This is a genomic window from Thermostichus sp. MS-CIW-36, from assembly GCF_054059035.1.
In genome coordinates, this window is the sequence record NZ_JBSSBR010000006.1 from 35,474 (window position 1) to 60,860 (window position 25,387).

The following is a 25,387-nucleotide window of genomic DNA, read 5'->3' on the forward strand; positions in this document are numbered from 1 at the left end:
GATCCCCTCACGCTTTGGGGTTTTAAAGTGCTCCGCACCGCTGTCGCGATAGACTAGGCTGGAGAGGGGTCAGGGATCCCTTTTGCGTGCAAAAAAGCCTTAGTGCTCTGCACCGCTGTCGCGAACGGCCAACTCTGTGGAGTGAATTTTGTGCAATCTCCACCTATCCCCAGTTCTGGATATCCGTTGCCAAATGCTTCGCCGACGGTGCTGCTGGCCGATGACGACCCATTCATACGCGGGTACTTGACCCACCTGTTGGTTCATGAAGGCTATCGAGTGGCAGAGGCCGAAGACGGCGACCAAGCCCTGCTGCTCTTCAGTCAAACTCAGCCTCAAATTGCCCTGCTGGATGCCCTCATGCCCGGCATGGATGGGTTCGAGTGTTGCCAACGCTTGCAGGCTCTGGATGCGGATCTACCCTGCTTGATGATCACCTCGCTCGAGGATCAAGCTTCCGTAGACAAAGCCTTTGCTGCCGGAGCCAGCGACTACATTACCAAGCCCATTCACTGGCCGGTGATGCGTCAGCGCATCCGACACCTGCTCAAGGCCCGCCAGAACTTGTTGAACCTACGCCAACAGGCGGCCCGCGAGCAAGCCCTAAACCGTGTCGTCCGGGCCATTCGCACCTCTCTGCAGTCGGATCAGATCTTTGCCGTTGCCACCCGCGAGATTTGCCATCTGCTAGAGGCGGATCGGGTGAGCATCAGCATCTATCGGCCTCAGCAACAGCATTGGCGCATTGTCTCCGAATATCCCCCTCAGCCCGACGGCTATCTGGGTTGTCAGATCCCCGATTCCGAAAGCCCCATTGCCCGGCAACTGAAGCAGGGGAAAGTGGTGTTGCTGGAGGCAGCCGACCAAGCCAAAGGCTGGGTCTACATCTCCGCCATGGCCAAAGCCTATCCTGGCAGTTGGCTGCTGGTACCGCTCTACGGCGGCGAAAGCCCCGAATCTGACTCGGCCCACCCCACCCTTTGGGGCAGCCTGTGCCTGCAACTGAAAACGGCACGTCCCGGTTGGTTGGCCACCAATCAGGATCTGATCTTGGCCTTGGCCGATCACCTCTCCATTGCCATTCAGCAGGCGGAATTGTTCCAACAGGTTCAGGAGCTGAACCGCACCCTGGAAGAAAAGGTACAGGCCCGCACCGCCCAACTGGAGCGCCAGGTACAGGAATTGCAGCGGCTGGATTGCCTAAAAAATGACTTCCTTAGCACGGTGTCCCACGAGCTGCGCACTCCTCTTTCCAACATGAAAATGGCCATCCGCCTGCTCAGCGCCGTTCTGCTGCCTGCTCAGGGCGCTGCCCGATCCCCGGATCCGGCCAAGATCTCTCAGTACTTGAAGGTGTTGGACAACGAATGCGAGCGGGAGATCAAACTGGTCGAGGATCTGCTGGAACTGCAGCAGTTAGAGGTGCTCAAGGGACTCCGTCCCGCTAACGCGAACGGTTCACAGCAGCCCTGCTGGTTGGAGCTGAAAGAGTGGTTGCCCCAGATCGCAGAGCCCTTTGCTCAGGAGGCCCATAGTCACCATCAGCGCTTCAGCCTTGGGATCCCTCCAGGACTGCCTGCCATTTTTACCCTGCCGGGAGTGCTAAAGTCGGTGCTGGCGGAATTGCTGAAAAACGCTTGTAAATTCACCCCTGCTGAGCACCTGATCAGCCTTCAGGCCACCTGCCATTCCGACCACCTGGACATCCAAGTCCTCAACACCGGCGTAACCATTCCCCTGGAAGAGCAAAAGCGGGTATTTGAGAAGTTCTATCGGGTGCCCAGCGCGGATCCCTGGCGGCAAGGGGGGACAGGGTTGGGGTTGGCCCTTGTGCAGCAGCGGGTAAGCCTGTTGCAAGGAAGCATTCACCTCAACAGCGGGGCCAGCCACACCTGCTTTACCTTGCGGCTGCCTCGGGTTCTCCCTGCCTTTGGCCAAGGCAAGCCAGCTCAGCCTAGGGTGTAGGCGTCGGGGTGGCCGGCTTTGGAGAGTTGGAAGCTTCCCCTTCCTGCAAAACTTCTTGCAAGCGGGCCCGAACCCGCTGGTTGAGAACAGGATTTTCGTTCGCCAAGGTCATCAATTCGCGGTATTGAAGCACTGTCAGCCCTTGCTCCTCGACAATGCGGCTGGCTTGGGTTTCTGTGCGCTGCATAATTTGCTCGTACTCCTCCTCGTTCTGGGTTTCCCGCAGTTGGGCGCTCGCTTCCCGGATCAGGGGATCCAACTCCAACAGAATCCGCACCAACTGTTCCACCTGGGCATCGGTGACTTGCTCTGGGGTCAGGGCTGGAGATGCCACAGGGCTGGGAGTTGCTGTGGCCGGAGCCCCCCCCGAAGTCGGAGAAGCAGTTGCAGCAGGGCCAGGCGACGGGGTTGCTCCCTGTGCCCAAGCCGGCAGGGATCCCAAGCTGAGTCCCAGACCCATCAGCAACGCGAATTTCATCATGCCCAAAACTCCCTAGACCCAGACAAGATAAACCCAAATAGACTTAAGTCCTTGAGGCGCAGCCAAGCCTGAAGTAAGGCTAGCAAGATGCCTGAATTCCGTCTAATCGGTTCAGCGCAGTCCTGGCAGCCCATCAAGCCCATTCCAGCTTGCCGGTCACCTGGTGCGGGATCTATCCAATCCCTACGGTACCAGAACTCCTCACTCCAGGGCTCCCAGGATGAACTCGCGAAAGGGCTGTGTGGACATGCTGGGGATCTGCAGTGGATCTCTTGTAGAAACAAGAAGTTGGTTGTACAGTCTTACATGCGCTGTTCAACGGTAGCCCGGCACCGGAGTGCCCCTTTCTCTCCTCGGTTGAGCAGCTCCAGACTTGCAGCATTGGCAATTGACTTAGCACTTCAGCCCAAAGGGGGTTGTCTTGAAGCTGAGCTTAGGTATATGTTCTGTTGAGTATCGTTTTTGTTAATGTTAGGCTAGGGGCCAGATTTGATGCGGATCTCCCACATCGGCATCTGACTTTCTTCGCAGGTGTCAGAGCCCGTGGATCCCCTATCAATATCAGCAGTCAACCTAGCAAACGCCCAATCGCCAGCTCTCTTTGCAGGCGATTGTTGGAGGATTTTTTGTTCGGAGAAAGGTTCCCGATTAGATTTTTTTGGGCGCGTCCATAAGTAACCCTTCAAGGGCTTTGAGGGCGACTGCTGTCTTTATTGCCTTTGTAAAAGATGATAACAAAAATGGGTAAAAGTTATTGCTTTTCTTAAGCAGCGCTGATATATTCTTTGCGGTTGCGGTTGTTCGGTCATCCTTCTACAGGAGGCTTACATTGGTTAGGAGAAGAAAGCGTAAGAGTCGCCGTCGTCTGGAAGGGCGCAAAATTTTAGATCACATTCCTCAATTTAATCTGGACAGTGGTGAAGAGAAGTCTGTAACCGCTGCTCGAAAGTATATTCAGGAAAAGTCTATTCAGCCCCCCGCGCTGATTTTGGTGCGGCGAAATGAGCATACCGTTGATCGGTTTTTTTGGGCGGAGAAGGGGTTGTTCGGCGCGCAATATGTCGAGGAGAACCACTTCCTTTTTCCCAGCCTGCGAGCTTTGTTAGCAGAGGTTGCGGCTGAAAAGCCAGAGAAAAAATCCTCGAAGACCCTTGCAACTGCCGCTCGCTAGCTTCTGGCCAGCTTTTCCTATTAGCAGGAGCTCAGGAAACAGCCCCCCTACCCTGGGGGGTTTGTTGCAGCCGCTCTCAGAAGATCGAAAGAACTGACCCTGTGTACGGGATCCCTCCCCACGGGTTGAGCTCCTGCTGCCTCACTCGCCATACTCGACCTGCTGGCGGCAGCGAGGGAGCCACGCGCTACCCTACAAGGGATCTCGTCGGGAGATGCCGGATGAGCCGACTGCCTCAAACCACTGCCCATGTCCAAATTACCCGCCGCTCTTGGCAAGAGGGGGCCATTGAGGGGGAAGTCAACGCCAACGGTTGGGTTTGGCGCTTTTGCTGGTGCTTTCAGGCCGGGGAGCTCAAGGTGGAACCCTCTGTGGGGCGGGCTTTGATTTGCGAGCCCTTGAGCCGTTTTCTGGAAAAATCGGACTATCTGCTGGAACCGGGCAGCAACTATTCGTTTGTAATTCGCAGCAGCTTGTGAACTCCTCTCAAGCTGCACAGAGCTTTTGCCCAGCACCGAAGACCGGGGCTGAGCATTGGAAGGCACCTGTTAGGGTGACTGGGAATACAGGGATCCCTGAAAATAGACAGGATGGCGGGGAGGGCTAGTCATGATTGAGGCAGGGGCAAGCGTCTTGAGGCGGATGTTGGGCGTCTACGGCAGCTCTAAGATGGGCGTTCTGCTGCTGTTGGGGTTTTCTTCGGGTTTGCCGCTGCTGCTGATCAACACCACCTTGAATGCTTGGCTGACCCAAGCGGGCTTGACCACCATTGCCATCGGCTTGTTTAACCTGCTCAATTTGCCCTACTCCTTTAAGTTCTTGTGGTCGCCTGTTCTGGATCGATTTCTGTTGCCGGCACCGGGATCCCTGCGGGGCAGTCGGCGGCGGGGGTGGATGGCCCTGACCCAGGTGCTGTTGCTGCTCAGCATAGGGCTACTGGGTTTTCAGGATCCGACCCAAACCTGGCTGGAAGCCTTGGGATGGGAAGAGCTGGCCCAGACTTGGCCGGGAATCACGGTTTTCACCCGCCCGATCTTTCTGGTGGGGTTGCTGGTGGCTTTTTTGAGCGCCTCTCAGGACATCGCGGTGGATGCCTACCGTACCGATATCTTGGCAGAGCGGGAGATGGGGGCAGGGGTAGCGATTTTCGTATTTGGCTACCGCATCGCGCTGTTGGTCAGCAGTGGCGTGAGTTTGATCTTGGCGGACTATTTGCCCTGGTGGCAGGTGTACGGGATCATGGCGCTGCTGATGTTGATCGGGTTGATTACCTCGTTTTTGGCCCCTGAGCCGGAAAACAGCGCCCTCAAGCCTACCTCTTTGCGGTCGGCTATCCTCGAGCCGTTTCAATCTTTTTGGCGGCACCGCTTGGCCTGGGCGATCCTGCTGTTTGTGGTCTGCTTCAAGTTGCCGGATAGCTTGGCAGGGCAAATGACCCCCACATTTTTGTTGCAGACGGGGTTTAGCACCAGCGATCTGGGCATTATCCGCAGTTGGATAGGCTTGTTGGCCACCTTGGCTGGGGCTTTTGTGGGGGGGGAGTGGGTCAGCCGCATCGGCACCTACCGCTGTCTGTTCATTTTCGCAGCCTTGCAAGGGATCGGCAATTTGGGCCTGGGAGCGATTGGGTTGGTGGGGCAAAACTATCCGCTGCTGGTGGGGGCAACCATTTTCGACAACATGGCCGGGGGCATGGGCACGGCTGCTTTTCTGGCTTTTTTGATGAGCCTCTGCGACCGGCAATTTAGTGCCACTCAGTATGCTTTGCTCACCAGTGTGTTTGCCGTGGGGGGAACCTTGGCCGGGGCTGTGTCAGGCTATTTGGCGGCTGCAGTCAATTGGCCTTTGTTTTATCTGATCACGGCGATGACAGCCGCTCCGGCAATGGTGATCCTGCTGTGGCTCGGCCCCCCTTCATCGCCTGCAACCCCGGCCACAACCGCATCTGAACCGTAACTGCCCCACCGCAAATCCGGTTCTAATAGCCTTGCCTTGAACGCAACGGGGATGGCCGCCTACAGCGCAGCCCCGATTTTGGCCGCCAGATCCACCAGCCGCGCCGCATAGCCGTACTCGTTGTCATACCAGGAGAGCACCTTCACCGTGCGATCCCCTAAGGTCAGGGTGGATCCCAAATCCACAATGGAAGAGTGGGGATCCCCGACGATATCCGCCGATACGATCTCTGGCGGAGCAATGGCCAGGATGCCGCGCAGCGGGCCTTCTGCAGCCTCGATAAAGGCTTGGTTGACTGCTTCTTTGGTGATGGGCTGCTCGGTACGCACCACAAAGTCCACAATCGAGCCGGTCAAGGTGGGCACCCGCAGCGCCAGGCCATCCATCTTTCCTCTCAGGGCGGGCAAAACCTCGGCCACTGCCGTGGCGGCCCCGGTGGTGGAAGGCACGATCGACACTGCTGCCGAGCGGCCCCGCCGGTAATCTTTGGGATCCGGGCGATCCACAATTGCCTGAGTGGCGGTATAGGCATGGCAAGTGGTGAGAAAGCCGGTCTCGATGCCGAAGCGATCCAACAAAACCTTGGCCAGCGGCGCCAAGCAGTTGGTGGTGCAGGAAGCATTGGAGACGATGTGATGCCGCTCTGGGTCGTATTGGTCGTCGTTGACCCCCATCACCACCGTCAAGTCGGGGCCTTTGGCGGGAGCAGAGATGATCACCTTTTTGGCCCCGGCTTCCAGGTGTTTGGCGGCCCCGTCTCGTTTGGTGAACAAGCCGGTCGATTCCACCACCAGGTCAACCCCCAGATCTTTCCAGGGCAGTTGTGCCGGATCCCGCTCTGCCAAAACCCGGACTTTCAGGTGGTTGCCGATTTGCAGATGCCCGTCCACCGCGCTCACGGTTTGGGGAAGGCGCCCATAGGCCGAGTCGAACTGGAGCAGATAGGCCAAGTTGTCGGGTTCGGTCAGGTCATTGACTGCTACCACCTCCAGCTCCCGAGCTGGCTGAGACAGCAGCACCCGCAAGAAGGCCCGCCCAATGCGACCAAATCCGTTGATGGCTACCCGTGTGGTCATCGCAATCCTCCAGTGTCAGTTCATACCGTGGGTCGAGGGACGCGGCATGGGAGACGCTACCCCCTATGGATAGGGTAGAAGAAGAACGGGATCCACATCGCTTTTGCACCCAAGATCTCCAGATTTGCCACTGGGACTTGCAAAAGGACTCACCCAAGAAGTTGCCGGCAGAGGGGAAAAGTAGGAATGAAGGTATTGCTGACCAACGATGACGGCATCGAGGCTGCCGGGCTGGCCAATCTCAAGTTGGCCCTCAGCGCCCTCATCCCGGAAGAACACTGTTGGATTGTGGCCCCCCACCAACCGATTTCCGGCTGCAGCCACCAGGTGACAACGGGGCGACCTTTTCGGGCCTTGGCCCGCGGCGAGCGCACCTTTGCCGTCGAGGGATCCCCTGCCGACTGTGTGCGGGTGGCCCTATTCAAGCTGGCCCCAGCGGTGGATTGGGTGCTTTCCGGTATCAACGAGGGGGGAAATCTTGGATCGGATGTGTATCTGTCGGGAACGGTGGCGGCGGTACGGGAAGCAGCGATGCGCGGGATCCCGGGAATTGCCATTTCCCAATACCGAGCAGGGGGCCAACCCATCGACTGGGAGCAAGCCCAGCGGTGGACGCGGGAAATCTTGGCGGAGCTGATGGAACAACCCCTGCCCAGGGGGGCGTTTTGGAATGTGAACCTGCCTCACTTGCCCGCCGGATCCCCTCTGCCGGAGCGGGTCTATTGTCCCCTCTGCACCCAACCCCTGCCGCTCGATTATGCGGTGGAAGCCGAGGGAAATGGGGCAGAGTCGCTGTGGTTTCGCTATCAGGGCCGCTATGCGGAGCGCGCTCGGGATCCCCAAACCGATACCGACATCTGCTTCTCCGGTCGGGTGGCCATCACCCAAGTGCAACTGGCCAAGGACTCCGTCCCGCTAACGCGACCAGGCGTTTCCGCTGGGGGGGGTAGAAGCCAGGTTGCGGGCAATGGTTCTCAGCCGTTGCAGCCGTAGCGCCGTCAGGATAGATGCTTCGCCGCTGTCGCGAACGGTGGGATCCAGCTTCAGAACCTGTTCTATGGCATCTGCCAGGTGTTGAGCGGCCTCCTGTCGGGTGTAGCCGCGGAACTGGGCACGGCGCAGGGCAAATTCATCGGCATCGAAATGGGCGCTCTCCCGGTTCAGGTTTTGCCAGATCTGCCGGACGGAGAGAGCTGTAATGCCACCTGCCAACAGAGCGGAAAAGGGGTGCTGCAAAGAGAGCTCCGCAACAGTGGTGATGCCCCCGAACAAGGCCAGCGACTGGTAAAACCCCGGCTGCAGCCAGTTGCGATTGTCCAGCCAGCCCACCTCCCGCAGAAACAACAGATCCCGCTGTGGCTGAGGGATCCCTTGCCAACGGCGAAAATCGATGGCGATGGTGCCCTGGGGCTGCCAAGGGGCTTTGCGGCGGGAGATGAGCAGGGCTTCACCCCCGAAGTGGGGAACGACGCTGATCAAGGGTCGGAAGGAAGCGGGGAGTAGATCTCGCAGCCGTTCGGTTTCTTCTTTTTCAAAGGATTTGAAATCTGGGCGGCTGTTCATGGCCTCACCTGTTAGGGGCATTGAGGCGGGGAGCCCGCCTGAACACGGGCGCTGTTCCGGCCCCCGACACCACAGCCCTGTGTAGAACCAATGCGAGGTTAGTCTATCGCATCTCCAGGCTGGCCGTAGAACTCCATGGGTTTCTGTTCGCGGTAGCGGGACGGAGTCCTTAGATCCCAATCCTAGGTTGCGTAGACTGGGAAGGCGAGCCTATCTGTCTCAAATCTGAGGCCATGACTTTCCCAGCTCAGCCAGAACCCCAAGTGCTCCGTACTGCTGACGGGAATGAGCAGAGTGCCGTTCGCGGTAGCGGGACGGAATCCTTTAGCCCCCTTTACACGTACGCCTTCTTCCTGCAGCCAGCGCCAGAGCTTTTGCCCTTCATCCGGCAAACCGAGGGGATCCATCGGTCGGTGCAGGTGTTCTCCCCGACAGGCAGCCGAATTGCCGCTGCTGTGGAGCCGATGCAGGATCCAGAGTCGCTGCAAGTCTCGGATGAGGTGTTGGTGCGCTCTGCCCTGCGCCACGACCAGGTGATCTGCCGACTGTTCGCCCAGATGCCGGTGCTGCCCCTGCGCTTCGGCACCTGCTTCCTCTCAGCAGAAAAGCTGGGATTCCACCTGCTGTCCCGGCAAGCGGAATACGAACAAGCCCTGGCAGCCATTGGGGGGCGGGCCGAGTATTGTCTCAAAGGAAGGGTTCGACCTCAGCCCCAACCGGAGCCACAGTCCTCCCTGAGCGGGACGGCCTATCTGTTGGCCCGCAAGCAAGCCTATCTCCAGCAACGACAGGCCCAAGAGCAGCAAGAGCAGGAGCAGCAAGCCCTACAGCAGCTTTGGCCTTCCACCTGGCCTGTGCAAAGGGGGGATCCCCAGCCAGGAGAAGCCTTGCGGCTTTACTTTTTGCTCACCCCTGCCGAGTGGGAAGCCGCCGCTCAGCTCACCCAAGCCTGGCTGGATCAGCACCCCCATTGGCAACTGGATTGGAGCGCCCCTTTGCCCCCCTATCACTTTGTCCGTGCCCTGCGGGATTCTCTGGCGGACAAGTGTATAGATCCCAACTAAGGACGCCGTCCCGCTAGCGCGAACAAAGTGCTCTGCATGCGGATCATGGTCGCGTTAGCAGAGCGTGGATCCAAGCGTGATAATGGTGAGGGGATCCCGTCCGCTTCCTGTTTGCATTGGCGAGGCGGAGCCCTCACAGGGCAAAGGACTCCGTCCCGCTAACGGGAACAGCAGGCAAAAGGAAGAGTTGTGGTCTAAAGCGCTATGCGCCGCTACCGCGAACGAGTTGGGCTATTGGGGCTGGGCACGGTTGGCACGGGTGTTGTGCAAATTCTGCAGCAACCCCGGCATCCTCTCTTGCAGTCGGTTGAGATTGCGGCGGTGGGGGTGCGCTCTTTGGATAAGCCGCGGCAAGTGCGGATCCCACCTGAGCGCCTGACCACCAATCTGGAGCAGATCGTGTCGGATCCGGAGATCGACGTGGTGATCGAGCTGATGGGGGGCTTGGAGCCGGCCCGCAGCTTGATCTTAAAAGCCATTGACCACGGCAAACCGGTGATCACGGCCAACAAAGCGGTGATCGCCCGCCACGGAGAGGAGATCTTTCAGGCGGCAGCCCAAGCCAAAGTCTCGGTGCTCCTGGAAGCGGCAGTTGGGGGCGGGATCCCCATTCTGCAGCCCTTGCAACAGTCCCTGCAGGCCAGCCACATCCAGGCGGTCTGGGGCATTGTGAACGGCACCACCAACTTCATCCTCAGCCAGATGACCCAGGCGGCCAGCTCGTTTGAGGAAGCCCTTGCTCTGGCCCAAGCCCGCGGCTACGCCGAGGCGGATCCCAGTGCCGATGTGGAAGGGTGGGATGCCGCCGACAAGATCGCCATTTTGGCCAGCCTTGCTTTCGGGGTGTCTGTGGAGCGGGCAGCCATCCCCTGCGAAGGGATCCGCGGCATCAGCCCTACCGACATTCGCTATGCTCGCGAGTGGGGCTACACCTTCAAGCTCTTGGCCATCGCCCAGTTGCGTCAGCATTGCGGAGCAGCAAGGGCCCATCCTGTTCGCGCTAGCGGGGCGGAGCCCTTGGATGACGGGGAAGGGGCGGTCGCGACAGCGTTGCGGAGCAACACGATGGCCTTGGACATCCGAGTTCACCCCACCCTTCTGCCCTCTACCCACCCCTTGGCCAACATCAACGGCGTGGACAATGCCGTTTTGGTGCAGGGGGATCCCTTGGGTCAGGTGGTGCTGTCGGGGCCGGGGGCGGGGCGGGGGCCGACTGCCAGCGCCGTTGTCGGCGATCTGCTGACCCTGATTGCCCACCGGCAAACGGGGGCTGATGCCCCCAATCCGCTGTGGGGATTCCCCTGCTTTCCTGCTGCCGCCTCTTTGATCCCTCTCTCGGAATTGGAGTCGGAGTTTTACGTGCGGGTGTTGGCTCAGGATCAGCCGGGGGTAATGGGGGCGATTGGCACCTGCTTCGGTCGCCACCGGGTTAGCCTGGAGAGCATTACCCAAAAGGAATGTCACCAAGAGCAGGCGGAGATTGTGATTCTCACCCACACCGTCCGGGAGGCCGACTGCCGGCAGGCGCTGGCCGAGATCCAACAACTGCCCCAGGTAGCCGGGATCCCCAGCCTATTTCGGGTGCTGCGCTAGCTGCGTAGACCCGCGAGCGGCTCAGAGCATAATTGTTTGACCCTTAGAGGATCGGAAAACCCGTTGGAACCCAAAAGATGAACCCTTCTGTTCGCGTTCGCGATAGCGGTGCGGAGCACTTTGGTAGGACGCAGTCCTTGCAGGCTGAGGTGGTGGTGGTGGGGGCGGGCATCAGCGGCCTAACGTTGGCCTTGCGATTACAACAGGGCTTATCCTCCAGGGATGACTCCACCCAGCCGCTGCTCCTGGCCGAGGCCAGCTCCCGCGTGGGGGGCTGTATCTCCACCCAATCCAAAGACAGCTATCGCTGGGAAGAGGGCCCCAACAGCTTTACCCCCGTCCCCGCCCTGCTTAACCTCATTGCCGAGGTGGGCTTGGCGGAGCACCTGGTGCTGGCCGATGCCAAGCTGCCCCGCTACGTTTACTGGGAGAAAGCGCTGCTGCCGGTGCCCCTGAGCCCTTCTGCAGCCATTGGCTCGCGGCTGTTGAGCGTGGGCGGCAAGTTGCGGGCCTTGCGCGGCTTGTTGGGGTTTGTTGCGCCACCGCCGGGCAAAGAGGAAACGGTGCGGCAATTCTTCCAGCGGCAACTGGGATCCGAGGTGGTGGAACGGCTGGTCGAACCTTTCACCTCAGGGGTGTATGCCGGGGATCCGGATCAGCTCAGCGCCTTGGCAGCCTTCCCCCGCATTGCCGGCTTGGAAGAACGCTACGGCAGCCTCTTTGCCGGTGCTGTGCAGGCTTTGCGCAGCCGTTATCGCTACGCGACGCTCCCGCGAACCCGTCAACAGGACAGCGGCAACTCCCCTATCCAACCTCCTCCCAAGCGGGGCCAACTGGGTAACCTGCGGCAGGGGTTGCAGCAGCTACCTGAGGCGATTGCCCAGAAACTGGGCAGTGCGCTGCGGCTGGGCTGGCGGGCTGTGCATCTCAAGCGGGATGAAACCGGCTACCGGGTGGGCTTTGCCATACACCACAGCGGCGCGGAGCACAACGCCCCAGAAGAAATCCACTGGGTGGCGGCTCAACAGGTGGTGCTCACCCTCCCTGCCTACGCTGCTGCCACCCTCCTGCAAGATCTCAACCCCCAGGCCAGCCGGCTGCTGAGGGAAATCCCCTACCCGCCTGTGGCGGTGGTGGCTTTGGCCTATCCAGAAGAAGCCCTCCCCCAACCGCTGCGAGGGTTTGGCCATCTGATCCCTCGCTCTCAGGGCCTGCGCACCCTGGGCACCATCTGGGCCTCCTCCCTCTTCCCAGAGCGGGCTCCTCAGGGCTATCACTGCCTGATCAGCTTCATCGGGGGAGCTACCGATGCGGCTTTTGCCCGCCAGAAAGGGATCCCGCCCATTACGGCGCTCTCCCCTGACGAGCGGGCCCAAATTGTGCATGCAGAACTCAGCCAGATCCTGCTCACCCGCCCTGTCGAGCCCATCCGCCTGGGAGAGCGCCTGTGGCCCCAAGCTATCCCGCAATACACGCTTGGCCATCGGCAGCGGATTGCCCAATTGCAGGCCAGCCTGGCCGACCAAACCCCAGGGGTGTGGGTGTGCGCCAACTACCTGGATGGCGTGGCCTTGGGAGATTGTGTGCGGCGGGCCGAGGCCCTAGCCCAGCAGATCCTGTCCGTCCGGCGTTAGCGGTGCGGTTCCCGTTCGCGTGTAGCAGCATAGAGTGCTGTAGACATAGCAGCATGAGCCATCCCTACACCAGCCTCCTGCTCATCCCCACCGGCATTGGTGCCCGCATCGGTGGTTTTGCCGGGGATGCCCTGCCTGTTGCCCGCACCCTGGCAGCAGCCGCAGAGCGGGTCATCACCCATCCCAACGTGTTAAACGGAGCCAGTTTGTTTTGGCCGATGGGGAACGTGTTGTACGTGGAAGGGTACGGCCTGGATCAGTTCTGTGCGGGGGTGTGGAATTTGCGGCCAGTGCGCCAAAACTGTGTTGGGGTGGTGCTGGATGCCGGGATCCCCCCCGATCTGCAACAACGCCACCTGCAGGTGATGCAGGCTGCTCAGGCCACCTTGGGGCTCAACATTGGCCCCTGGCGCTTGACCCGCCAACCCTTGGGCGTTTCCGTCGGCTTCTCCCCCTCCGGGGCCAGCCAGGGATCCCTGGCCCAGCCTGATGCTCTCTTGGAGACTGCCCAGGAGCTGGTTCGCCTGGGGGCAGAGGCCATTGCCGTGGTGGCCCGCTTTCCGGATGACTTGGACTTCAGCCAATACGAGCAAGGAATGGGGGTGGATCCCCTGGCCGGCGTCGAAGCCCTGATCAGCCACCTGGTGGTGCGGGAGTTGCGGATCCCTTGTGCCCATGCCCCCGCTTTCTACCCTGAGACTTTCCCCAAGCCGGTTCACCCCCGCGCTGCTGCTGAAGAGGTGGGGTTTACCTTCTTGCCTTCGGTTTTGGTGGGCCTCAGCTATGCTCCCCAATTTGTCAAGAGCGGGGATCCCGTCCAACCGGGTGACCTGACAGCAGAGCAGGTGGACAGCGTCATCGCCCCGGCCACTGCCTTTGGGGGGCCTGGCTTGCTGCACCTGGCCAGCCGTTATGGCTCTGCAATGCTGTCGCAACCCCACCACAATGCTCCGCCGCTGACGCGAACGGACGGAGTCCTTGCCCGTCCTCCGCTTTTCATTGCCGTCGAGGAAAACACCACCGTGATGCAGGTGCACCCCCGCCAGTTGGGGATCCCTCATGTGTCGGTAACCTCCTATCTGGAGGCGGTTGGAGTGGTGGTGGCCCACCGAGCAGGAGTGGCCTGGTCGTCGCTACGGCTCTCCTCCTCCACCCAGGACAAGCTGGGATCCCACACTTGCGCCGTTATTGCTACGCGACGCTGTTGCGTTCGTGACAGCGGTGCAGAGCACAATAGTGGGACAGAGTCCTTTCGCGATAGCGGGACGGAGTCCCAGTAGGCTACCGGTCGCGTTAGCGGGACGGAGTCCATGAGCAGATGGGAGCCGGCAGGGGATCCGCTGGGTTTAGGCCGGCAAACCACTCGGATAGGGCAGCCGGCAAGCAGAAGCCGGGGTTTCCCTCGATGTGCAGCCGCTCCAGTCGGGGCAGTTCTGCCAAAAAGGTCGGCAATTCTCCCGTGAACTGGTTACGTGCCAAGCGCAGATCCCGCAACTGACTCAGTTGGGCCAGTTCGGGGGGCAGGGATCCGCTGAGGCGATTGTCCGACAGGTAGAGGTTTTCCAGGTGGCGCAGTTGCCCCAGTTGGGGGGGAATAGGCCCAGAGAGCTGATTGCGATCCAAAAACAGGCCCTTGAGGGAGCTCATCTGGCCCAGTTGGCCGGGAAGGGTGCCGCTGAGGCGGTTGTTTTGCAGGATGAGGTTTTCCAGGTGGCGCAGTTGCCCCAGCTGGGGGGGAATAGGCCCAGAGAGCTGGTTGTGATCCAAAAACAGGCCGCGCAGGTTGCGCAGCTGCCCCAGCTCGGATGGGATGGAGCCGGAGAATTCGTTGTAGTCGAGAAACAGGTTTTCCAACTGGCTGAGTTGCCCCAGCTCGGGCGGCAGGGGGCCGGAAAGTTGGTTGTGGCTGAGGGACAAGGCTCGCAACCGGCGAAATTGGCCTATTTCGGGCGGCAAGGAGCCGCTCAACCCCTGGCGATCCAACACCAGTTGGACAAGACACTGATCCGGATCAAAAAGGGCCACCTCCTCTACCTTCACCTCCGGACGGCCCAGAGCTGCCAAGATCTGCCGCAGCAAGAGGGGATCCCGACAAAGGGGAGCAGACCAGGCCCCCATCCCCCAGCTCAGCCAAACCCAGATCGCCAACAGGCCCACCGCCCACCTCTTGTGCTGAGCCATTCCTCTCTGCTGCCTCATCCTTGCTCTCCAAAGAATCTTTGCCAAGGTAGCATCCTACTCTGTCCTGCCTCTGCCGGAGTTGTTGCTGTGCCTACGGTAGGGCAACGCTAACGCTGTCGCGACGAGGCTGCGAGCAGCAGGAGTAGAAAAGTTCTGTCTCGCTCCGTCCCGCTGGCGCGATAGGACTCCGTCCCGCTGGCGCGAGCAGTAGCCCAGGCGTCTCACTCTAGCCTGAAACGACTGCATATCACGTTCAAAATCAAAAGACTGGGATCCCTTGCCATTCTGGTTGGCTGTGGGCGTGGGCTGACTCACCGCAGGTGCGGGGGGTGGGAAAGATCTTGCCGGGGTTGGCGATGTGCTGGGGGTCGAACACCTGCCGCACCCATTGCATGCTCTCCAGATCCGCAGGCGTAAACATTTCCGGCATGTAGCAGCGTTTGTCTGCCCCGATGCCATGTTCGCCGGAAATGCTGCCCCCCAAGCGCACGCAGAGCTTAAGGATCTCGCCCCCCAGTTTCTCCACCTGCTCCAGGGATCCCGGCACCGACTCGTCGTAGAGGATCAAGGGGTGCAGATTGCCGTCGCCAGCGTGAAACACATTGGCCACCGGATAACCGTACTCACGGCTGAGGCGCTCGATTTCCTTCAAGACAAAGGCTAGCTGGCTGCGGGGGATCACCCCATCCTGAACATAGTAGTTGGGGCTGAGCTTGCCCATGGCGGCAAATGCTGCCTTACGTCCTTTCCACACCCGCGCCCGCTCTTCCGGGTCGGATGCGACTTGCACCTGTCGCGCCCCATTTTTGAAGCACAGCGCCCTCACCTGCTGGCCGGCTTCTTCCACCTCCAGTTCCAGCCCATCCACCTCCACCAACAAAATGGCCGCCGCATCCCGCGGATAGTAGCCCAACTGCACCACATCCTCCACGGCATTGATGCTAAAGTTGTCCATAATCTCCAGGCCGGCGGGGATGATCCCGGCAGCAATGATGTCGGAGACGGTGGATCCCGCCGCTTCCACACTGTCAAAGTCTGCCAGCAAAACCTGCACTTGAGCCGGGGCCTTGAGCAAGCGCAGGGTAATCTCGGTGGCAATGCCCAGGGTGCCCTCGGATCCCACAAACAGCCCCACCCAGTCGTAGCCGGGCATCTCCGGGATCTTGCCTCCCCAGCACACCACCTCCCCGTCCGGCAGCACCACCGTCAGGCCGAGAATGTGGTTGGCCGTCACCCCGTATTTGAGGCAGTGAACGCCGCCGGAGTTCTCCGCCACATTGCCTCCGATGGAGCAAACCGACTGGCTAGAGGGATCCGGCGCATAAAAGTAGCCTTGGGCGGCCACGGCCTGGGTAATCCAAGTGTTAATAACCCCCGGCTGCACCACCATGCAGCGGTTGTCCAGGTCGATTTCCAGGATCTGCTTCATCAGGGTGGTGGCGATGACGACGCTATTTTCCACCGGCAGGGCTCCCCCTGAGAGGCCCGTACCGGATCCCCGCGCCACGAAGGGCACCTGGTAGCGGCTGCACAGCTTCACCACCTGCGCTACCTCTTCTGTTGTGCGGGGCAGCACCACCAGCGCCGGCCTTTGCCGGTAGCTGACCAGCCCATCGCATTCGTAAACCAGCAGCTCCTCCGGCTTGCTGATCACCCGCTGGGGATCCAAAATCTTTTTGAGCTCAGCCGTCAGCCTAATCCAGTCGAAGGTGAGGCCGGTTTGCAGAGGATGAGAAGAAGTTTTTGCGCTGGCAGTGCGAAGCACTTTCATAACAGTAGGCTCAGCAGGAGTTTGGGAGGGGGATATTGTCACTATAGTCTTGCTGGCTCCAACAGATAGTCCATGCAGCCCAACTCCCCCAGCGCCGAACAAATCCTCAACCAAGTGCGGCAGCTCTACGAGCTCTACCCTTTCCCCCCGCAGCCCGTCGGCACTGTTCCCCCGCCAGGGTGGAATTGGCGCTGGAGTTGGCCCCAGGCCCATGCCTTTTGTACGGGATCCCATCCGGGTCGGCGCAAGGTGCGCATTCTGGATGCCGGCTGTGGCTCGGGAGTGGGAACAGAATACATTGCCCACCAAAACCCCAACGCAGAAATTTGGGCCTTTGATCTGAGCAGCCGCGCCCTGGAGATTGCCGAGGCCCGTTGTCGGGCTTCCCAGGCACCGCCGGTGCAGTTTCGCCAGCTCAACGTCTACGACATCGACCAGCTACCAGGGCAGTTTGACTTCATCAACTGCGTGGGCATGCTCCACCACCTGCCCGATCCGGTGGCAGGGCTGCAGGCTTTGGCCAGCAAATTGGCTCCCGGCGGGATCCTGCACCTGTTTGTGTACGGCGAGCTGGGTCGCCACGAAATCCGCCTCATGCAAAAGGCCATCCGCCTGCTGGTAACGGGTTCTGAACACCAGACCCTTGCCTCGGCGGAGCAATTGCAGAGGGGTCTCCAGGTGGGCCGCCGCCTTTTCGAGATCTTGCCGGAAACCAACCGCATCCAGCAGCAAGAACGGGCCCGCTGGGCCATCGAGAACGTGGACGACGAATGCTTCGCCGATATGTACCTGCACCCCCAGGAAGTGGACTACACCATCGAGACTCTGTTTGAATTAATCCGGGCTTCTGGACTGCAGTTTTTACGCTTTTCCAACCCGGAGTTTTGGCGGCTGGAGCGGGTGTTGGGTCAGGATGAAGCGCTGCTGGCGCAAGCTGCTCAACTGCCAGAGCCAGAACGCTATCGCTTGATCGAGCTGCTGGATCCGGTGGTGGCCCACTACGAGCTGTTTCTCGGTCAGCCCCCCATCTGCTGCTGGGAATGGACAAGCCCGGAAAGTGTAGCATCAGCCATTGCCCACCTCAGCCCCTGTCTGGGCCTGTGGCCGGGGCGGAGCATTTTCAACTATGCTTACGAAGCCATCTCCCTGAGCGAAGAAGCCTTCGCCTTTCTCCAACAGGTGGACGGGATCCGCACCGTCCAAGAGATCCAGGCTGGCCTAGAGTGCCCCCTGAGCTTTGAGCAACTGCAACGCTTGCTGCGCTGGCAAGTGCTGCTGCTGGAGCCTCAAAACTCAGTCTCCTGAGAGTTTCTCGACCCCTTTCCCTTGCCTCAGCGGGACGAACCTTGGCATTTGCCCTCTTGTTCTTCTATGGCTTATCCTAGAAAGCTGTGACCTTTAGCTCTGGCCCCGCATATTCTGGGGTTGTCATCATGCCCAAAATCAAAACCCGCAAGGCAGCAGCCAAGCGCTTCCGCCTGACCGGCAGCGGCAAGTTTATGCGTCGCAGGGCCGGGCACAACCACTTGCTGGAGCACAAAACCAGCAAGCGCAAACGCAAATTGGCCGGTGTGGCCCTGGTGGACAAGCGGGATGTGGTCAATGTGCGCCTGATGTTGCCCAACACCCACTAGCCGGGATCCCGCTCGCGCCGGCAAGAAGATTTCAGGGGCTGGCATTGGCGACAGCAGTTCCGATCCCGTTAGCAGGACGGAGTGCTTCTACCCTTCAGTTTGAGTTTGTTCAAGTTCCTATTGAGTTACTGCCATGAGAGTCAAACGGGGCAATGTCGCCCGCAAGCGCCGCAAAAAGATCCTCAAGCTGGCCAAAGGCTTTCGGGGAGCTGGTTCAAAGCTGTTCCGCACCGCCAACCAGCAGGTGATGAAGGCTTTGCGCAGCGCCTACCGGGATCGCCGCCGCAAGAAGCGGGATTTTCGTCGCCTATGGATTACCCGCATCAACGCGGCCACCCGTGCCCAGGGCCTGCGTTACCACGAGTTCATCGATGGCCTAAAAAAAGCTGACATTCAGCTCAACCGCAAAATGTTGGCTCGCTTGGCCATGCTGGATCCGGAAGCCTTCGCTCAGGTGGTTGCTGCAGCCCGGCAGTCCCGCACTGCCTGAGCCAATGGGATCCCTGCCTGCCCCAGTGGGTTTTCTGCTTGCATCGGCGTTCGCAACAGCGGTGCGGTTCCAATCGTGTCGTGTTAACGGGACGGAGTCCCCAGTGGGTGCTGTGTGGCCTCCCTCTTCTCTCTTCTTGCTCCTGAAGCCTTTATTGGCATTCAGCCTGGTTTTGGGTTGCCTAGGGGCGGGGATCCCTGCGGAAGCCCGCCCTTGGTCGGAGATTGTGGATTCTGGGCGGCTGCGCGTTGCCGTAAAAGACAACTTGAGGCCGCTGGGGTTTCGCACTCCCCAAGGGGATCTGCAGGGGTTTGAGATCGAGCTGGCTCGAGAGCTGGGATCCCGGTTATTGGGGTCGGCAGAGGCTGTGGATTGGGTTCCGGTCTCGAATGTAGAGCGGCTGCAAGTGTTGGCTGATGGCCAAGTGGATCTGGCCATCGCTCAGATCGGCATTACACCCGATCGGGCACGCCAAGTGGAGTTTACCTCTGCTTACTACCAGGACGGCCCCAGCTTGGTTGTGGCTCGTTCCCACAACTGGGAAAGCTGGTCGGACTTGCGGGGCGGTCGCGTTGCAGTCTTGCGCGGTTCCAGCGCCATTCCCCTGCTGAATCGATACCTGCCAGGGGTGGAGTTGGTGCCTGTCGATTCCTACCGAGAAGGGGCGGAACTGCTCCTGAAAGGGGCGGTGCAGGGGTGGGCAGCAGATCGCTCGGTGCTGGCAGGGTGGCTAGCAGAGCATCCCCGTCGCGAAAGCGCTGCGGAGCAACAGTTTCAATTTCTGGGATCCCCCTTGGCAACGGTGGGGCTGGGCATTGCCATGCCCAAGGGGCTGCAGCACGCCGAATTGCGGCTGCGGGTGCGCCGAGAACTGGAGAATTTGCGGGCTGAGGGCTGGCTGGCAGAGCGGGCCAGAGCTTGGGGGTTGCCCTAGAGCGTTGCGGAGCAACAGTGAGGAGTGAGAAGTGAGGAAAGAGAAGTGAGGAGTAAGGATACTCCCTTCTCACTCTTCCCCGCTCTCTTCTCTCCCGAGAGGCAGGCTCAGTGCAGAAAGTGACGTATGCCGGTGCAAACCATGGCAATACCGGCAGCGTTGGCAGCAGCAATGGAATCGGCATCGCGGATGCTCCCCCCCGGCTGGATGATGGCGCGGATCCCTGCTTGGGCAGCCATCTCCACGCTGTCGGCAAAGGGGAAGAAGCCATCGCTGGCCAAAACAGCTCCTGCTGCTTGGGATCCCGCCTGCTGGAGAGCGATCTCCGCTGCTCCCACCCGATTCATTTGTCCGGCTCCGACGCCGAGCGTCTGCCTCTGCTTGGCGACGACAATGGCGTTGGATTTCACATGTTTGCAGACTATCCAGGCAAATTCCAGATCCGCCCACTCCTCCGGTGTGGGCTGGCGCTGGGTGACCACTTGCCAAGAAGGGGGGCTGTCGGTTTGCGTCGGTTCCTGGTCGTGACAGCGTTGCAGAGCAACAGGTGAATCGGCGTCTTGCACCAGAAAGCCCCCGGCCAGGGTGCGGATTGTTTGGGCAGGCCCCACACACAAGTCCGGCAAGATCAAGACCCGCAAGTTCTTTTTGACTGACAGTAGCTCAGCCGCTTCTGGAGTGCAATCGGGAGCCACCACACACTCCAAAAAAGGCTCCACCAGCCGTCGGGCGGCCTCTGCGTCCAAGGGTTGGTTGAGGGCGACGATGCCCCCAAAGGCCGAAACTGGATCAGCAGCCAGGGCAGCCTCGAGGGCGGCAGCCGGCGATGGGCGAATGGCCACCCCGCAGGGGTTGTTGTGCTTAACCACCACCGCCACCGCTTGTTCAGGTTGCAAGAACTCCCTCCGAGCAGAGCCAGAAGACACAGAGCCCTTCCCGTCAGTGGGCCGCGTCGCATCAGCATTGCGGAGTAACAAGGTTAACTCTGCCGCCAGGGCACGGGCCGCCTCCAGATCCAGCAGGTTGTTGTAGCTCAGCTCCTTCCCCTGCAACTGCTTAGCCCGGTGCCAGCCGGGGGCAGCCGGATCCGTCACATACCAAGTGGCAGCTTGATGGGGATTTTCCCCGTAGCGCAGGCGTTGCCACAGGATCCCTTGCAGTTGAAACCTGTCTTCAGCGGCAGCTGCGGAGGACTGGGAGGGACCTGCTAGCTCCAGGCGAGCCAGGTAGGTGACGATGGCGCGGTCGTAGGCCAGCACCTGCTCAAAGGCCCGACGAGCACACTGGAAGCGAAACGCCAGCCGCTCTGTTTCCCCATAGGCCCCGGAGAGCAGTTGCAAATACCGAGGGTATTGGCTGGGATCCGTCAGCACCGTAACGTAGGGATAATTTTTGGCTGCCGCCCGCGCCAAAGTGGGCCCGCCGATATCGATCTGCTCAAAAGCTTCCTCCAGAGACACTCCTGCCTGGGCCACTGTCTGTTCAAAAGGGTAGAAGTTGACCACCACCAGTTGGATGGGAGGGATCCCCAGCGCCTCTAGGTCTGCCCGGTCTTCGCTGCATTCCAGGCGGGCCAAAATGCCGCCGTGGATGCGGGGGTGCAGCGTCTTCACCCTTCCCCCCAAGATTTCCGGCGCGCCAGTGTGGGCAGAGACAGGGGTGACCGGGATCCCAGCTTCTGAGAGCGCCTTGGCGGTTCCCCCACTGCTGAGCAGTTGAAAGCCATGCTCTTGCACGAGGGACTGGGCCAGCGGGATCAGTCCGGTTTTGTCGGATACACTCAATAAAGCCAACGGTACAGAATCCTGGTCGCGACAGGGTTGCGGAGCAACAAGGGACATCGGACGGCGTTACCCAATAGAGATTCAGAGGAAAAAGCTGGCCAGCGCTCTCACAGCATACCCCGAAAGCTGGACCCTCTTGTCCAGCCACCTGGTTCATATCGTTCGCATCAGCGGTGCGGAGCACAATGGTGTTCAAAAGTGAACAGAGCCCGTTCGCGCTGCTCGGACGGAGTCCTCTCAGGAATAGTCTGCTTCGCCTCTAACCTGATCCTGCCGAGCCTGTTCCCGTTCCCGGTTAAGGCGGGCCACCTGGGCCTCCAGATCTTGAATACGGTGCAGCAACTGCTCGATTGCACGCCCCACCGGGTCAGGCATGAGATGGTGATCTAGGTCAATGCCATGGGCGGGGATGCGGCGCTGATGGGGCGGGATGACCGCACGGCCTGGGATCCCAACCACCGTCATGCCGGGAGCTACATCCTGAATCACGACCGCGTTGGCTCCGATACGAGCTTTTTCCCCAATGCGAACCGGCCCCAGAATCTTGGCCCCCGTGCCGACAATCACCCCGTTTTCCAGGGTGGGATGACGTTTGCCCTTGTTCCAAGAGGTACCCCCCAAGGTGACCCCGTGGTAGAGGGTAACATCATCGCCAATTTCTGCCGTCTCACCGATCACCACCCCACAGCCGTGGTCAATGAAAAAGCGCCGCCCAATCTTGGCTGCCGGGTGGATTTCAATCAATGTGAAAGAACGAGCCAAGAAGCTGAGCAGCCGCGCTAGGAAAAACCAGCGCCGTTTCCACAGCCAGTGGGCGATGCGGTGCAAAAACAGAGCATGCACACCGGGATAAGTGAAGATGACCTCCCAGCGATTGCGTGCTGCCGGATCCCGATCGAAGACACAGTCAACATCCTCCCAAAATTGCTGCCAGAACCCCAGTTTTGGCTCCGGCTTGCCAGCAGGGAGAGAATTGCCCTCCCCCGTTTTGGGGCTTTCCACCGCCGACTGCTCGGCCTCCGTCAGCATGAATGGTCTCCGTTTAGGAACCTCCACTCCCCTTTTAGCACTTTTTGCCGGCAGCAAGGAGAGATCTCCAATCGCGCCAAGGGAGCTCCTCGCGCAACTCTCCACTGGGTCGAGCTCAAGCAAATTGCCTTCTGCCCTAGCCTTTACCCAACTGTTGAGCCACCAGTTCTCCAATGGCTTGCGCGGCTCCCGGCTTGCCCCCCAGCCGCTGCAACTCTGCCTGCATTTGCTGACGGCGCTGGGGATCTTCCAACAGAACTCGCATTTGCTCGGCCACGGCCACCGGGCGCAAATGGCCCCGCAACTCTGGCACCACCTCTCGCCCCGCCCAGATGTTCGGCCAAGCCAAGTGGCCCAGCCAACGCAGAGCAATCCTATTGAAGACGCGGGCCAGCCAAGTGCCCAAGCCCGGAAGGTGGGTCAACAGGCCGAGGATCCCATCCCAGGCGCGCATTGCCTCCAGCTTGTTGGTAGGGATCACCACAACCATCGGCACCCCCAAATAGGCCAGCTCGGCGGTGTTGGCGCCAATGGTGGTCAGACAGAGATCACAGTTGGCCAGCACAGAATAGGCAGGGAAGCTTGTCCACAATTGCACCGTGCTGCCAAAGGGGGTAACAAACTGGGATCCCAGATTGGTCTGCTCCAGAATGGCTGAGGTGCCATAGATCAAAGCCATATCGGGATTGAGCTTGGGATGGGCATAGGCTGCCAACGACTGGGGGGTTTGTCCTGGGGCCACCGGGATCACAAAGCGGACATTCGGCAGCATCTGTCGCAGCTCATCGGCCACAGCCAACACCAATGGCACCCCCAAGGAGAGCTTGGCTGGCTTGGAGCCTGGGAGCAGCCCCACCTGATAGTGGGTGCGGTTCTCATCGCTCAGACGCTGCCAGCCGCGCGGTAGCAATTCTTCAAAGGCCTCCGGCCCGCTTACGCGAAAGGCCTCCGGCCCGCTTACGCGATCGGTGAAGCGGTTCCCCACTCTCTCTGGCGCAGTTCTTACAGGCTCCCCCTCGCCGATGGAGCTGGGAGATGCATCTTGGAGCAGGCCAAAGGCTTGGGTTGGGGAAGAAAAGCCTGCCGTGGGTTTGGAGGCAGCGGCAGGAGATCTGCTGCCAAGCCAGCCGGAAAGGGGCACCCCCGGCAAATAGACAGCGCTGGCTACGCCATCCGCCATCAAATCCCCGACAACGTGCATTTTGTGGGCCCAAGGGTGGCCCAGCAGCCGTCCGCCATCGTAGCGGCGTTTGATTGCCTCGGTTCGCACGGCGAAAGCATGTACCCAAGGCCGCCAACGGGGTTGATGCTCAGCATAGACTACCAGCCGATAGCGCAAGCGGCGAGCAATCCAGACGGCAAAAAATTGATCCCCCCCCAGAAACAGCACCACCCCTCGCTTGGCCCAATTCCAGGCTTCTTCGGTTTGGCCGGTAAGCAAAAAAGCCAGAAAAAAATCGGGATCCTGCACCCGATCCACGTCGACGAACGCTTGCGCTATCTTCATCTCTTGCCCGGAAGCATGGGGGCAGGGGGACAGCACCAGGGAGAGGCGTGCCTGAGGCAGTTGCTGGCGCAATTCCATCACCACCGGACGCACCCAGGTGGTCAGCTCTCCAGGGCCGTTTGAGAGAATAAGAATGTCATAGGGAGGCTCACCGCTGCTCAGTGGGGCCATCGGAGGCTGGGATCCTGCAATTAATCGTCTCATTCTACCGTTTGCCCATGGCCCTGGGCCGATTCCTGCCAGTCCGGAGATTTGTCGGGATCCCTTCCCAAAGAGGCAGCTCTGACGTAGGTCGAGGGGCAAGGCGCCCCTGTTGGAAGAGACCTCTGGCCCTGCCAGGGGATCCCTCAGGCCAGCAGGGACCCGCCGATCATCCCCGCCAGCAGAATAAACCCTTGCACCACATTTTGGCCGAAGATGGCCAGGTACAAGGTGGGAGAGGCATTCCTTTGGTGGAGCTGCCAGGTTTGCCGGCCCCAGAGGACGCTGGCGATGGCCCAACTGACAAAATAAACCCCATGGAGCTGCAGGCTGATCCCCACCCCCAACAGCGCGATGGCAGTGCCCAAAAAAAACAGCCCCACCGCCGTCGGCGTCCGCTGCCCGAAAAAACGGGCGCTGGAATGGATCCCGGCCCGCTCATCGTCCTCCCGATCCGCAAGAGCATAGACGGTATCAAATCCCAGTGTCCACAACACCGTGGCCAGCCACAGCCAGCCCAGCCCCTCTTCCCACAGAGGTGTGTTGGCATCTTGGCCGCTCACCGCCGTCCAACTGATGAGCACGGCAAATCCCCACGCCAGAGCCAGTACCAACTGCGGCACCGGAAACACCCGCTTGGCCCCCGGATAGAGCAGGATCACCGGCACCGCCGCCACACAGAGGGCAAAGCTAACCGGGTTGAGAAACAGCGCCAGCCCTGCCGCACAGGCCAAACTCACCACCGCCATCAGGATCCCGACGCCAACGGTCAACTCCCGACTGGCCAACGGGCGATGGCGGGTGCGCTCCACCAATGGATCTAAGTCCCGATCCCAAAGATCGTTGATGACACAGCCTGCCCCACTGGCAGCCAGGCTGCCCAAAATGATGATCCCGACCAACGGCCAAGGGGGCGTTCCCCGTCCGGCCAAAAAAGCTCCCCACAGAGCCGGGATCATCAAAATCAATCGCCCTGCCGGCTTATGCCAGCGCAACAGCCGCAGAATGGCTCCGCCGGTGGCCCAGAGTGCAGGAGGGGAAGCAGACATAACCGGTTTCCGGCCAATCGCGACAGCGGGACGGAGTCCTTAAAGCGTGAGTTGCCGTTCGCGGGAGGGGTGCAGAGCACCATGAGGCGTGGGTAGGGGCGGCTCCACATTAGAGATCTTAAATCATCCTGAATTAATTGCAGGTTTTTGGAATCCTTTCGGTTCCATTCGCCGTCTCAAGGCCCTGTGCAAGTCGCCGTCTCAAGGCCCTGTGCAAGTCAGTCCGCCCCTGTTCTCTTTATTGGCCTGCCCTGGAAGTTTGATATCCTATCGGGGGGCTGCTGTTGACGGTGGCGGCACTTGC

General features: G+C 60.3%; 22 protein-coding genes. 13 read left to right on the plus strand and 9 right to left on the minus strand.

The window, feature by feature from the left end; genetic code table 11:
- Positions 1–186: 186 nt before the first annotated feature.
- Positions 187–1,965, plus strand: coding sequence for a response regulator (locus ACVWVQ_RS04400; RefSeq protein ID WP_457507078.1), 1,779 nt, complete (start codon positions 187–189; stop codon positions 1,963–1,965).
- Here the strand turns inward: ACVWVQ_RS04400 and ACVWVQ_RS04405 are convergent.
- Complete coding sequence (locus tag ACVWVQ_RS04405; protein ID WP_414329775.1) at positions 1,955–2,446, minus strand: DUF4168 domain-containing protein; 492 nt, start codon at positions 2,444–2,446, stop codon at positions 1,955–1,957. The genes ACVWVQ_RS04400 and ACVWVQ_RS04405 overlap by 11 nt on opposite strands.
- An 829-nt stretch (positions 2,447–3,275) precedes the next feature.
- Between ACVWVQ_RS04405 and ACVWVQ_RS04410 the strand changes: the two genes are divergently transcribed.
- The 3 genes from ACVWVQ_RS04410 (at position 3,276) to ACVWVQ_RS04420 (ending at position 5,573) form a co-directional block, all read left to right on the plus strand.
- Entirely contained in the window at positions 3,276–3,617 is a 342-nt protein-coding gene (locus ACVWVQ_RS04410; protein ID WP_049749658.1) for a DUF3155 domain-containing protein, read from the plus strand.
- 221 nt (positions 3,618–3,838) lie between these two features.
- Positions 3,839–4,096, plus strand: coding sequence for a DUF3146 family protein (locus ACVWVQ_RS04415; protein ID WP_457507080.1), 258 nt, complete (start codon positions 3,839–3,841; stop codon positions 4,094–4,096).
- Between the two features lie 190 nt (positions 4,097–4,286).
- Positions 4,287–5,573 carry an AmpG family muropeptide MFS transporter gene (locus ACVWVQ_RS04420; protein WP_457507081.1) on the plus strand — a complete coding sequence of 429 codons (1,287 nt, stop codon included), beginning with the start codon at positions 4,287–4,289 and terminating at the stop codon, positions 5,571–5,573.
- Positions 5,574–5,632: 59 nt separating this feature from the next.
- On the opposite strand, the gene gap is transcribed toward ACVWVQ_RS04420, so the two are convergent.
- Positions 5,633–6,649, minus strand: coding sequence for a type I glyceraldehyde-3-phosphate dehydrogenase (gap, locus tag ACVWVQ_RS04425; RefSeq protein WP_457507083.1), 1,017 nt, complete (start codon positions 6,647–6,649; stop codon positions 5,633–5,635).
- 186 nt (positions 6,650–6,835) lie between these two features.
- Between gap and surE the strand changes: the two genes are divergently transcribed.
- Positions 6,836–7,642 carry a 5'/3'-nucleotidase SurE gene (surE, locus tag ACVWVQ_RS04430; protein ID WP_414374912.1) on the plus strand — a complete coding sequence of 269 codons (807 nt, stop codon included), beginning with the start codon at positions 6,836–6,838 and terminating at the stop codon, positions 7,640–7,642.
- Here the strand turns inward: surE and ACVWVQ_RS04435 are convergent.
- Positions 7,565–8,212: a DUF3318 domain-containing protein gene (locus tag ACVWVQ_RS04435; RefSeq protein ID WP_457507085.1), complete on the minus strand. Its 648-nt coding sequence runs from the start codon at positions 8,210–8,212 to the stop codon at positions 7,565–7,567. The two genes, surE and ACVWVQ_RS04435, sit on opposite strands and share 78 nt — an antisense overlap.
- A 233-nt stretch (positions 8,213–8,445) precedes the next feature.
- On the opposite strand from ACVWVQ_RS04435, the gene ACVWVQ_RS04440 reads away from it, so the two are divergent.
- From ACVWVQ_RS04440 to ACVWVQ_RS04455, 4 genes are all read left to right on the plus strand, one after another.
- Positions 8,446–9,276: a GvpL/GvpF family gas vesicle protein gene (locus tag ACVWVQ_RS04440; protein WP_457507086.1), complete on the plus strand. Its 831-nt coding sequence runs from the start codon at positions 8,446–8,448 to the stop codon at positions 9,274–9,276.
- 204 nt (positions 9,277–9,480) lie between these two features.
- Positions 9,481–10,869, plus strand: a complete 1,389-nt coding sequence (locus ACVWVQ_RS04445; protein ID WP_457507088.1) for a homoserine dehydrogenase — start codon at positions 9,481–9,483, stop codon at positions 10,867–10,869.
- 77 nt (positions 10,870–10,946) lie between these two features.
- Positions 10,947–12,503, plus strand: a complete 1,557-nt coding sequence (hemG, locus tag ACVWVQ_RS04450) for a protoporphyrinogen oxidase (RefSeq protein WP_457507090.1) — start codon at positions 10,947–10,949, stop codon at positions 12,501–12,503.
- Positions 12,504–12,556: 53 nt separating this feature from the next.
- Positions 12,557–13,783 carry a DUF3326 domain-containing protein gene (locus tag ACVWVQ_RS04455; protein WP_457507092.1) on the plus strand — a complete coding sequence of 409 codons (1,227 nt, stop codon included), beginning with the start codon at positions 12,557–12,559 and terminating at the stop codon, positions 13,781–13,783.
- Positions 13,784–13,796: 13 nt separating this feature from the next.
- Here ACVWVQ_RS04455 and ACVWVQ_RS04460 read toward each other — a convergent pair whose 3' ends face one another.
- Entirely contained in the window at positions 13,797–14,684 is an 888-nt protein-coding gene (locus ACVWVQ_RS04460) for a leucine-rich repeat domain-containing protein (protein ID WP_457507094.1), read from the minus strand.
- A gap of 259 nt (positions 14,685–14,943) precedes the next feature.
- Complete coding sequence (glcD, locus tag ACVWVQ_RS04465; protein ID WP_457507096.1) at positions 14,944–16,455, minus strand: glycolate oxidase subunit GlcD; 1,512 nt, start codon at positions 16,453–16,455, stop codon at positions 14,944–14,946.
- A 72-nt stretch (positions 16,456–16,527) separates the two neighbouring features.
- Between glcD and ACVWVQ_RS04470 the strand changes: the two genes are divergently transcribed.
- The 4 genes from ACVWVQ_RS04470 to ACVWVQ_RS04485 all read left to right on the plus strand — a co-directional run bounded on the left by ACVWVQ_RS04470 (position 16,528) and on the right by ACVWVQ_RS04485 (position 19,513).
- Entirely contained in the window at positions 16,528–17,760 is a 1,233-nt protein-coding gene (locus tag ACVWVQ_RS04470) for a class I SAM-dependent methyltransferase (protein WP_457507098.1), read from the plus strand.
- A 128-nt stretch (positions 17,761–17,888) separates the two neighbouring features.
- Positions 17,889–18,089, plus strand: a complete 201-nt coding sequence (gene rpmI, locus ACVWVQ_RS04475) for a 50S ribosomal protein L35 (RefSeq protein WP_011434387.1) — start codon at positions 17,889–17,891, stop codon at positions 18,087–18,089.
- Positions 18,090–18,222: 133 nt separating this feature from the next.
- On the plus strand, positions 18,223–18,579 hold the full coding sequence (gene rplT, locus ACVWVQ_RS04480; protein ID WP_457507099.1) for a 50S ribosomal protein L20: 357 nt from the start codon (positions 18,223–18,225) through the stop codon (positions 18,577–18,579).
- Positions 18,580–18,733: 154 nt separating this feature from the next.
- Positions 18,734–19,513, plus strand: a complete 780-nt coding sequence (locus ACVWVQ_RS04485) for a transporter substrate-binding domain-containing protein (protein ID WP_457507101.1) — start codon at positions 18,734–18,736, stop codon at positions 19,511–19,513.
- Positions 19,514–19,620: 107 nt separating this feature from the next.
- Here ACVWVQ_RS04485 and purH read toward each other — a convergent pair whose 3' ends face one another.
- The 4 genes from purH to ACVWVQ_RS04505 all read right to left on the minus strand — a co-directional run bounded on the left by purH (position 19,621) and on the right by ACVWVQ_RS04505 (position 25,083).
- Positions 19,621–21,354, minus strand: coding sequence for a bifunctional phosphoribosylaminoimidazolecarboxamide formyltransferase/IMP cyclohydrolase (purH, locus tag ACVWVQ_RS04490; protein ID WP_457507103.1), 1,734 nt, complete (start codon positions 21,352–21,354; stop codon positions 19,621–19,623).
- Positions 21,355–21,534: 180 nt separating this feature from the next.
- Positions 21,535–22,326, minus strand: a complete 792-nt coding sequence (gene cysE, locus ACVWVQ_RS04495; RefSeq protein ID WP_414424610.1) for a serine O-acetyltransferase — start codon at positions 22,324–22,326, stop codon at positions 21,535–21,537.
- Between the two features lie 136 nt (positions 22,327–22,462).
- Positions 22,463–24,004, minus strand: a complete 1,542-nt coding sequence (locus ACVWVQ_RS04500) for a hypothetical protein (protein WP_457507105.1) — start codon at positions 24,002–24,004, stop codon at positions 22,463–22,465.
- Between the two features lie 176 nt (positions 24,005–24,180).
- Positions 24,181–25,083 carry a 4-hydroxybenzoate solanesyltransferase gene (locus tag ACVWVQ_RS04505; RefSeq protein ID WP_457507107.1) on the minus strand — a complete coding sequence of 301 codons (903 nt, stop codon included), beginning with the start codon at positions 25,081–25,083 and terminating at the stop codon, positions 24,181–24,183.
- Between the last annotated feature and the right edge of the window lie 304 nt (positions 25,084–25,387).

Bases quoted from the DNA above. Each gene is read 5' to 3' on its own strand.
- ACVWVQ_RS04405 (WP_414329775.1), bottom strand. From the start codon at position 2,446: ATGATGAAATTCGCGTTGCTGATGGGTCTGGGACTCAGCTTGGGATCC.
- ACVWVQ_RS04415 (WP_457507080.1), top strand. From the start codon at position 3,839: ATGAGCCGACTGCCTCAAACCACTGCCCATGTCCAAATTACCCGCCGC.
- ACVWVQ_RS04420 (WP_457507081.1), top strand. From the start codon at position 4,287: ATGGGCGTTCTGCTGCTGTTGGGGTTTTCTTCGGGTTTGCCGCTGCTG.
- gap (WP_457507083.1), bottom strand. From the start codon at position 6,649: ATGACCACACGGGTAGCCATCAACGGATTTGGTCGCATTGGGCGGGCC.
- surE (WP_414374912.1), top strand. From the start codon at position 6,836: ATGAAGGTATTGCTGACCAACGATGACGGCATCGAGGCTGCCGGGCTG.
- ACVWVQ_RS04435 (WP_457507085.1), bottom strand. From the start codon at position 8,212: ATGAACAGCCGCCCAGATTTCAAATCCTTTGAAAAAGAAGAAACCGAA.
- ACVWVQ_RS04440 (WP_457507086.1), top strand. From the start codon at position 8,446: ATGACTTTCCCAGCTCAGCCAGAACCCCAAGTGCTCCGTACTGCTGAC.
- ACVWVQ_RS04445 (WP_457507088.1), top strand. From the start codon at position 9,481: ATGCGCCGCTACCGCGAACGAGTTGGGCTATTGGGGCTGGGCACGGTT.
- hemG (WP_457507090.1), top strand. From the start codon at position 10,947: ATGAACCCTTCTGTTCGCGTTCGCGATAGCGGTGCGGAGCACTTTGGT.
- ACVWVQ_RS04455 (WP_457507092.1), top strand. From the start codon at position 12,557: ATGAGCCATCCCTACACCAGCCTCCTGCTCATCCCCACCGGCATTGGT.
- ACVWVQ_RS04460 (WP_457507094.1), bottom strand. From the start codon at position 14,684: ATGGCTCAGCACAAGAGGTGGGCGGTGGGCCTGTTGGCGATCTGGGTT.
- glcD (WP_457507096.1), bottom strand. From the start codon at position 16,455: ATGAAAGTGCTTCGCACTGCCAGCGCAAAAACTTCTTCTCATCCTCTG.
- ACVWVQ_RS04470 (WP_457507098.1), top strand. From the start codon at position 16,528: ATGCAGCCCAACTCCCCCAGCGCCGAACAAATCCTCAACCAAGTGCGG.
- rpmI (WP_011434387.1), top strand. From the start codon at position 17,889: ATGCCCAAAATCAAAACCCGCAAGGCAGCAGCCAAGCGCTTCCGCCTG.
- rplT (WP_457507099.1), top strand. From the start codon at position 18,223: ATGAGAGTCAAACGGGGCAATGTCGCCCGCAAGCGCCGCAAAAAGATC.
- purH (WP_457507103.1), bottom strand. From the start codon at position 21,354: ATGTCCCTTGTTGCTCCGCAACCCTGTCGCGACCAGGATTCTGTACCG.
- cysE (WP_414424610.1), bottom strand. From the start codon at position 22,326: ATGCTGACGGAGGCCGAGCAGTCGGCGGTGGAAAGCCCCAAAACGGGG.
- ACVWVQ_RS04500 (WP_457507105.1), bottom strand. From the start codon at position 24,004: ATGGCCCCACTGAGCAGCGGTGAGCCTCCCTATGACATTCTTATTCTC.
- ACVWVQ_RS04505 (WP_457507107.1), bottom strand. From the start codon at position 25,083: ATGTCTGCTTCCCCTCCTGCACTCTGGGCCACCGGCGGAGCCATTCTG.